Raw genomic sequence first — 6,845 nt, forward strand, 5'->3', positions numbered from 1 at the left:
AATGTAACGGCGTGACACCCAAATATTCTCTTTTTGTAAATCAAAACGAATTCGTCTTGTACCATAAGACTGATAGCTCTGATTAAATAGCGTCACGATTTTATCGGCATAAAGCCCTACTGATTTTTGTCTATTCAATTTACACTGATAATAAGCATAATATCTTGATAATCCTAAATATTGACATAGCTTTGTTATGCTATAACGATGTCGATTTGCTTTTAGGATAGCGATTTTCGCCCTATTATCAGTGCTGCTTGCTTTAAAATATCGTTTTCCATGCGGAGTTGTTTAAGCTCTTTACGCAACGCGATTAGCTCTTGTTCTTGTGGACTGCGATTATCTTTTGTTTTAAATGAGCCACTTTGGCTTGATTGCGTTATCCAACGGTCCAAAGCTGATGGTGTCAAATCATATTCGGCAACGATTTCACTACGTGATTTACCATGTTGATAAAGACTGACCATTTGGTGTTTAAAATCATCTGTGAATGTTCGTCTTTTGCGTTTAATCTTATTCATATTTGTTCCTTTTTTAGTTGTGATAAGTTTACCTTACCCCTTAAAAAAGTTGTATGAATTAGTGTAGCCGATCCACTAATTTGGCTAAACGCTTTATGGTCTGTAGCCAAACCTCTTATCACGTGCTAAATAAAGCTCAATTAAAGTTTTTATCCCTTTTTTACCCCTTAAAGTAGTAAAAATGAATGTTATAAAATCATCAATTATTTTTTTAACTATATGATATAAAATATAAAAATCAATTAAAGATAAATTGAAAAAGCAAGCTAAAGGCGATAACAAAACCTATCTGAGCGAAATACGACAGGTTAATAGCAAAGGTTTACCGTTACTTAAAAATCAAACGAAACAGCAAACTAGAGAATATTTGCTTTATAATATCTATTTGATTTTTAAGGTCTTTATACATAAACGTAGTACGCTCCTGAAACTTTTTGACAAAATGATCCTGTCTTTATTTATTTAAATAAATTATTAGGTTAGATAAACTGAGTAATAACTAGCATCTCAAACAAAAATCGATAAAAATTACTAGCCGACAAACCAATAGAAAAACCAAAAGCGTAATACGAACTTTGAGTTGAGGCGTGAGATGATCAGCAAATATTTAGCGACTTAAAAGCGTGAAAACAAAAGTTTAAACGCTTTATTCATTTTTATAATACCGTTAAACGCTTATAAAGCGATTTCAGGGAAAACGCCTTATGAGTTTTTAGCGAATTATTTTAATCATCAAGTGTAAACAGCTTGGCGTTTTCCTACACTCTAATTAAAAATTCTACTTACCGTCTATATCTTTTCCATAAATATGCTCAATAATGGCGTGATTATTGGCGATCTTCCATTTTATATTGAAATGATAAAGTGTGATTCCATAGGTTTGTTCACTATTATTATTTTGTTTGTACGCAGGTCTTGGATCTTGAGATATCACTTGTGTAATTAGTTCAGTAAGTTGAGGATAGTTCTGTTTTTGTAAATCTAATACTAATTGTGCTTTTTGTGAAAATTCAACAGTTAATTTTTCATCGGGAGTAGATTGCGCATATCCTGCAAAGGCGTTAGGATGACTGTCACAATAAGGTAGATAAGGTTTTATATCAATAATTGGTGTACCATCGATTAAATCAAGGCTACCTAATTTCAAAATGATTTGTTTGTTTTCAATGATGATATCTTTTAATTCAACAGCTGAAAGACCAATATGATTAGGTCTAAATGGTGATCGGCTAGCAAATACGCCCATTGTTTTATTGCCACCTAAACGCGGTGGGCGGACAGTTAGTCTCCATTTTTCTGGATCGATATGGTGAAATAAAAATAATAACCACAAGTGTGAAAACTGTTCTAATCCTTTAATACTAGTAGGATCGTTATAAGGAGCTAGCAAATGAAGTTCCCCTTTCCCTGCGCTAACTAAATTTGGCTGTCTTGGAACAGCAAATTTTTCACTATAGGGGGAGCGGATAATGCCGATGGGGTCAATTTGATATGTCATAATCCATATTTGATTGAATTTATTCTACAACTTGTTATTTCTATGTGAGAAAAAGCTAATATCGCCGACCTAAGCCGACGATATTAAGGTAAATAAATCGTTGTTATTTATTATTACCAACCACGAATCGCACCGCCATTAAAGATTTGGTTTGCTTTTTCAGCTACAGCTTCAGTTTGGTAAGATTTAACAAAGTTTTTGACGTTTTCATCATCTTTGTTATTTTCGTGCGCAACGATGATATTGACATATGGTGAGTCTTTATCTTCAACAAAAATTCCATCTTTACTTGGTGTTAAGTTTACTTGTCCTGCAAATGCATTATTGATGATTGCAAGATCAACTTGAGCATCATCTAGCGAACGTGGCAACATTGGTGCTTCAAGTTCAATAATCTTATAGTTGTAAGGATTGCTAGTAATATCAAGAACTGTTGGTAATAGACCTTTTGCTTTATCAACCGTAATCATTCCTTCGTGCTGTAATAATAGTAATGCTCGACCTAAATTTGTCGGATCATTAGGAATAGCAATCGTTGAATTGGCCGCAATAAAAAATGTTTCACCACGCGGTGAAGTTACTTTTACGCCTTCACCTGTTTCTTCTGATTGAGTAATAGGTTTAAGTTTTTTGGAATAACTAGCAATAGGATAAACAAATGAGTTACCAACTATAGATAATTTATAACCGCGTTCTTTGATTTGTTCATCTAAATACGGCTTGTGTTGGAAAGCATTTATATCAATTAAACCATCATTCAATGCTTGGTTTGGTGTAACATAATCATTAAAAATAACGAGTTCAATATCTAAATTATAAAGATCTTTTGCTTGTTGTTTCGCAACTTCAGCTACTTCTTGTTCTGGCCCTGAAATAACACCAACTTTAAGTGTGCTAGATTGGGTTTTATCTGCTGGTTTGTTATCTGTTGCAACTGATTGTTTATTATTGTCACAACCCGTTAAAAAAAATGCACTCACTAATGTGGTGATAAGTGCGAACTTTTTGATTGACATAAGATTCTCCAAAATTAATGATGAGTAGTGCGTTTAACAATACTATTGCCAATAAATTGAATAATAAAGACAATAATAATTAGTATAATTAAAACTGTATTCATTATAGCAGGCTTATAGCCATTATAGCCATATTGAATGGCGAGCTGGCCAAGACCTCCTGCACCGACAGCGCCGGCCATGGCAATATACCCTGTTAAGGTGATTAAAGTAATTGTCATACTATTTACAATCACAGGTAATGACTCTGGTAACAAAACTTTGTAAATAATTTGTAGCGGTGTTGCCCCCATGGAGCGAGCCGCTTCAATTAATCCCTTTGGTACTTCTAATAAAGCATTTTCAATCATGCGGGCAATTAATGGCGATACTCCAATACTTAATGGTACGATAGCTGCCTGTTTGCCAATAAAAGTTCCTATAAAGAAAGTAGTAAAAGGAATAATCCAGACAATTAATATAATAAACGGTATTGAACGAAATATATTAGTAATAAGTGAAAGTACACTATTTGCTACGTAACAATCTAGAATTTGTCCTTTTCTTGTTGTATAAAGTAATATGCCTATTGGTAAGCCAATAATAGAGCCCCAAAATCCAGACATAATGACCATATAAATGGTTTCATCTGTTGCTTGAGCCATTTTAAATAACATAGCTTCATTAAAACCATTAAAAGATGAACAAAAAACAACAAAATCGTTCCAAAAATTATATTGAGCTAAGTATCGAAATAATGCTTCGAAAGGTTTAAATGAAGGAATAAAATCAAACATAGCCGAGCACCTCTACTTTAGTATTATTTTTTTCTAAGAATTGAATTGCTGATGCCATACTTTTTTGTTTCCCTTTCATTTCCGCTAACATTAAGCCAAATTTTACTCCTCCGGCATAATCCATTTGTGCACTGATAATGTTACTATCAATTTCGAATTCTTTAGCGATTTGTGATAACAAAGGTAAATCAACCGAAACTCCCGTAAATTCTAAACGAACTAAAGGATTAAGGCCTTCTTTTGGTTCTTGTGATAATCTTGCTAAATAATCGTCAGGGATATTTAGGTGTAAAGTTGATTGTATAAATTGTCTTGCTATATCGGTTTTAGCATGAGAAAACATTTCGCCAACTGATGACTGTTCAACTAGTTTGCCGTCACTTATAACAGCTATTTGGTCACAAATCTGTTTTACTACATCCATTTCATGAGTAATTAATAAAATTGTTAGTCCTAATTTTTGGTTAATATCTTTTAGTAATGACAAAATTGAACGTGTTGTTTCAGGATCAAGCGCACTGGTAGCTTCATCACATAACAATACTTTGGGGTCACTAGCCAAAGCTCTCGCAATAGCAACGCGCTGTTTTTGCCCACCTGATAAATTAGCAGGGTACACATTTGCCTTTTCAGTCAATCCAACTAATTCAATAAGCTCGTTGACCTTTTGCTTGATTTTGGCTTTAGGGGTTTTATTAAGTTCTAGTGGAAAAGCGATATTATCAAAAACAGTGCGCGAGGAAAGTAGATTAAAATGTTGAAAAATCATACTAATCTTTCGGCGTATTTCAATTAATTTTCTATTAGATAGATTAGTGATCTCTTGATTATCAAAGAAGATCTTCCCACTAGTCGGCTTTTCTAGTAGGTTAATGCATCGAATAAGTGTGCTTTTCCCAGCCCCTGATTTGCCAATAACACCGTAAATTTTCCCTTGGGGAACATGGATATTGATGTCTTTTAAAGCATAAATTGGGGTTTTATTATGCTCAAATGTTTTCGAAATATGTTGTAGTTGTATCATAATATATAAAAACAAAAGATGAATAAATGAATATTAAGACGTCTAGACATCTAAGTCAATCAATAATATGCTATATGAATTAGAATCATATCTAAAATTAAAAGGAAAAAAAGTAAATATGAAGCCAGCTATTTTTTTAGATCGAGATGGTACTATTAATATAGATTATAATTATGTACATACAATTGATAAATTCCATTTTATTGATGGTGTTATTGAGGCGATGCAACAGCTCAAGAAAATGGGCTTTTTATTAGTTATTACAACCAATCAATCGGGGATTGCCAGAAATATATTTATTGAAGAACAATTTCATACATTGACTGAATGGATGGATTGGTCATTACAAGATCGTGGTGTTGATTTAGATGGTGTCTATTATTGTCCTCATGATCCGCTAATTGATAACTGTGAATGCCGCAAACCAAGTCCAGGTATGATTCAAACAGCAGCTAAAGAACTAAAAATTGATATTGCTAATTCTTATATGGTCGGGGATAGAGTGTCTGACTTATTGTCGGGTAAAAAAGCTGGCGTTAAAAAAACTGTGTTAGTAAAAACGGGCGATACCATAACAGAAGAAGCATTAGCACAAGCTGATTGGGTTATTGATAGTTTGGCTGATTTACCCAATAAAATAAAAGAAGAATCATAACTTTCTAAAACAATACTATCCTAATACGGCGTTTAAAATAAACGCCGTATAATTCTCATGATAGGTGGTGCTAATATTAATCCCAAAAATAGTGCATTAATAAAGTTCACTACATTTTGGCCAAAAGTATGAATGGTCTTGGTGAAAAAAAGAGAAAAACAACTTATAACGATCATCATCACTAATCCCCAATATAGAAAACTAATCGTATTTTTCTTATCAATTATGATTGGTAATCTAAGAATAAAGATGCATATTAAACTCATTCCTACCAAAGTGCTTCCATGTTGTAGTAATTGGTAGATAGGAATATCTGTATTTTTTAGTGAAATTGGTTGTTGTAAAAAAGGAAGGTGTTTTACAAAAAAGCCAGTTAAGTGAGTAAAACTGTCCCAACCAATATGTGACAATATGCCTATTAGTGCAGATGTTAAGATAATAAACCAATGATGCAAGCAATATTGATTCCAATTCAAAGCTAGATAATGAGCAAATCGTTTATAAAGGAAATGAGGCAAATTTTTGATTAATTCATTACGAATAATGGAGTGAAAGATAAAAGCAACAATTAATGTTATTGGCAGATCAAAATAAAAAATACCAAGTAAAGTATGGCTCATATCACTTTTTATTTTCATTCTAAGAAAATATTCAAAGTCAGGGGACATGCTACCTATAATTAAGGTTGTCATGGAAAAAAATTTAGGTCTTTTATGAAAAGGCAAAACAATTGCAGGATGTGCGAAAGTAAAAGGCATATGAAAAATCCATCTTAAACTAAAAAGTTAGACTGAAACAAACATGACATAATAAATAATAAAAAGAAAATTTGTATAGAATTAGTTTATTTTCAATACAGCATGTGCAAAAAAAGCACAAACAGAAATAAAATTGCAATAATCGCTTGCATGATTTTTTTAAGGTCCTATAATGCGCACCCACTGACGCGCAGTCAGCGACAAGCAGGCGGTGAATAAGGTCGGTAGGCAAGGTAAAAAATTTTCAAAAAAGATCTTGACGAATAAAAAAGGTTAGCGTAGTATATGCAACCCTTGAGACAGCGAAGTAAAACAACGAAATGTTGGGTTAAATAGAAGCTGTCAGCTCTTTAAAAAGAAGAAACAGACAATCTGTGTGGGCACTTGCGAGACAAAAGATTAAAGTCTACGGACTAAAAAAATTAAGTCTTGATAAGTGACACTGAAGATTCATTTGAATATGTCAGAGACAGTTATCGAGCATCAAACTTTAAATTGAAGAGTTTGATCATGGCTCAGATTGAACGCTGGCGGCAGGCTTAACACATGCAAGTCGAACGGTAACATGAGTGCTTGCACTTGATGACGAGTGGCGGA

General features: G+C 33.2%; 7 protein-coding genes and 1 rRNA gene. 2 read left to right on the top strand and 6 right to left on the bottom strand.

Annotated features, from left to right (window positions below; genetic code table 11):
* Positions 1–221 precede the first annotated feature (221 nt).
* From A9G35_RS08525 to metN, 5 genes are all read right to left on the bottom strand, one after another.
* Complete coding sequence (locus tag A9G35_RS08525; protein WP_065585449.1) at positions 222–521, bottom strand: transposase; 300 nt, start codon at positions 519–521, stop codon at positions 222–224.
* Between the two features lie 778 nt (positions 522–1,299).
* Positions 1,300–2,022, bottom strand: a complete 723-nt coding sequence (tsaA, locus tag A9G35_RS08530; RefSeq protein WP_065636502.1) for a tRNA (N6-threonylcarbamoyladenosine(37)-N6)-methyltransferase TrmO — start codon at positions 2,020–2,022, stop codon at positions 1,300–1,302.
* 110 nt (positions 2,023–2,132) lie between these two features.
* The gene (metQ, locus tag A9G35_RS08535; protein WP_065636503.1) at positions 2,133–3,035 is read right to left on the bottom strand and encodes a methionine ABC transporter substrate-binding lipoprotein MetQ; all 903 of its coding nucleotides are present in this window, start codon (positions 3,033–3,035) and stop codon (positions 2,133–2,135) included.
* A 14-nt stretch (positions 3,036–3,049) separates the two neighbouring features.
* A complete protein-coding gene (locus A9G35_RS08540) occupies positions 3,050–3,691 on the bottom strand; it encodes a methionine ABC transporter permease (protein ID WP_065636507.1) in 642 nt (213 codons plus the stop codon).
* 112 nt (positions 3,692–3,803) lie between these two features.
* On the bottom strand, positions 3,804–4,835 hold the full coding sequence (gene metN / locus A9G35_RS08545) for a methionine ABC transporter ATP-binding protein MetN (RefSeq protein WP_065636504.1): 1,032 nt from the start codon (positions 4,833–4,835) through the stop codon (positions 3,804–3,806).
* Between the two features lie 118 nt (positions 4,836–4,953).
* On the opposite strand from metN, the gene gmhB reads away from it, so the two are divergent.
* Complete coding sequence (gene gmhB, locus A9G35_RS08550) at positions 4,954–5,490, top strand: D-glycero-beta-D-manno-heptose 1,7-bisphosphate 7-phosphatase (RefSeq protein ID WP_065636505.1); 537 nt, start codon at positions 4,954–4,956, stop codon at positions 5,488–5,490.
* A 32-nt stretch (positions 5,491–5,522) separates the two neighbouring features.
* On the opposite strand, the gene A9G35_RS08555 is transcribed toward gmhB, so the two are convergent.
* Positions 5,523–6,248, bottom strand: coding sequence for a DUF4184 family protein (locus A9G35_RS08555; RefSeq protein ID WP_065636506.1), 726 nt, complete (start codon positions 6,246–6,248; stop codon positions 5,523–5,525).
* A 492-nt stretch (positions 6,249–6,740) separates the two neighbouring features.
* Between A9G35_RS08555 and A9G35_RS08560 the strand changes: the two genes are divergently transcribed.
* A 16S ribosomal RNA gene (locus A9G35_RS08560) occupies positions 6,741–6,845 on the top strand; the annotation flags it as partial.

This window comes from Gilliamella sp. Choc5-1 (assembly GCF_001690595.1).
Taxonomy (GTDB): Bacteria; Pseudomonadota; Gammaproteobacteria; order Enterobacterales; family Orbaceae; genus Gilliamella; species Gilliamella apicola_M.

What these genes read in the sequence shown, in the direction of transcription:
- metQ (WP_065636503.1), bottom strand. Translation starts at nt 3,035, where the DNA reads ATGTCAATCAAAAAGTTCGCACTTATCACCACATTAGTGAGTGCATTT.
- gmhB (WP_065636505.1), top strand. Translation starts at nt 4,954, where the DNA reads ATGAAGCCAGCTATTTTTTTAGATCGAGATGGTACTATTAATATAGAT.
- A9G35_RS08555 (WP_065636506.1), bottom strand. Translation starts at nt 6,248, where the DNA reads ATGCCTTTTACTTTCGCACATCCTGCAATTGTTTTGCCTTTTCATAAA.
- A9G35_RS08525 (WP_065585449.1), bottom strand. Translation starts at nt 521, where the DNA reads ATGAATAAGATTAAACGCAAAAGACGAACATTCACAGATGATTTTAAA.
- metN (WP_065636504.1), bottom strand. Translation starts at nt 4,835, where the DNA reads ATGATACAACTACAACATATTTCGAAAACATTTGAGCATAATAAAACC.
- A9G35_RS08540 (WP_065636507.1), bottom strand. Translation starts at nt 3,691, where the DNA reads ATGTTATTTAAAATGGCTCAAGCAACAGATGAAACCATTTATATGGTC.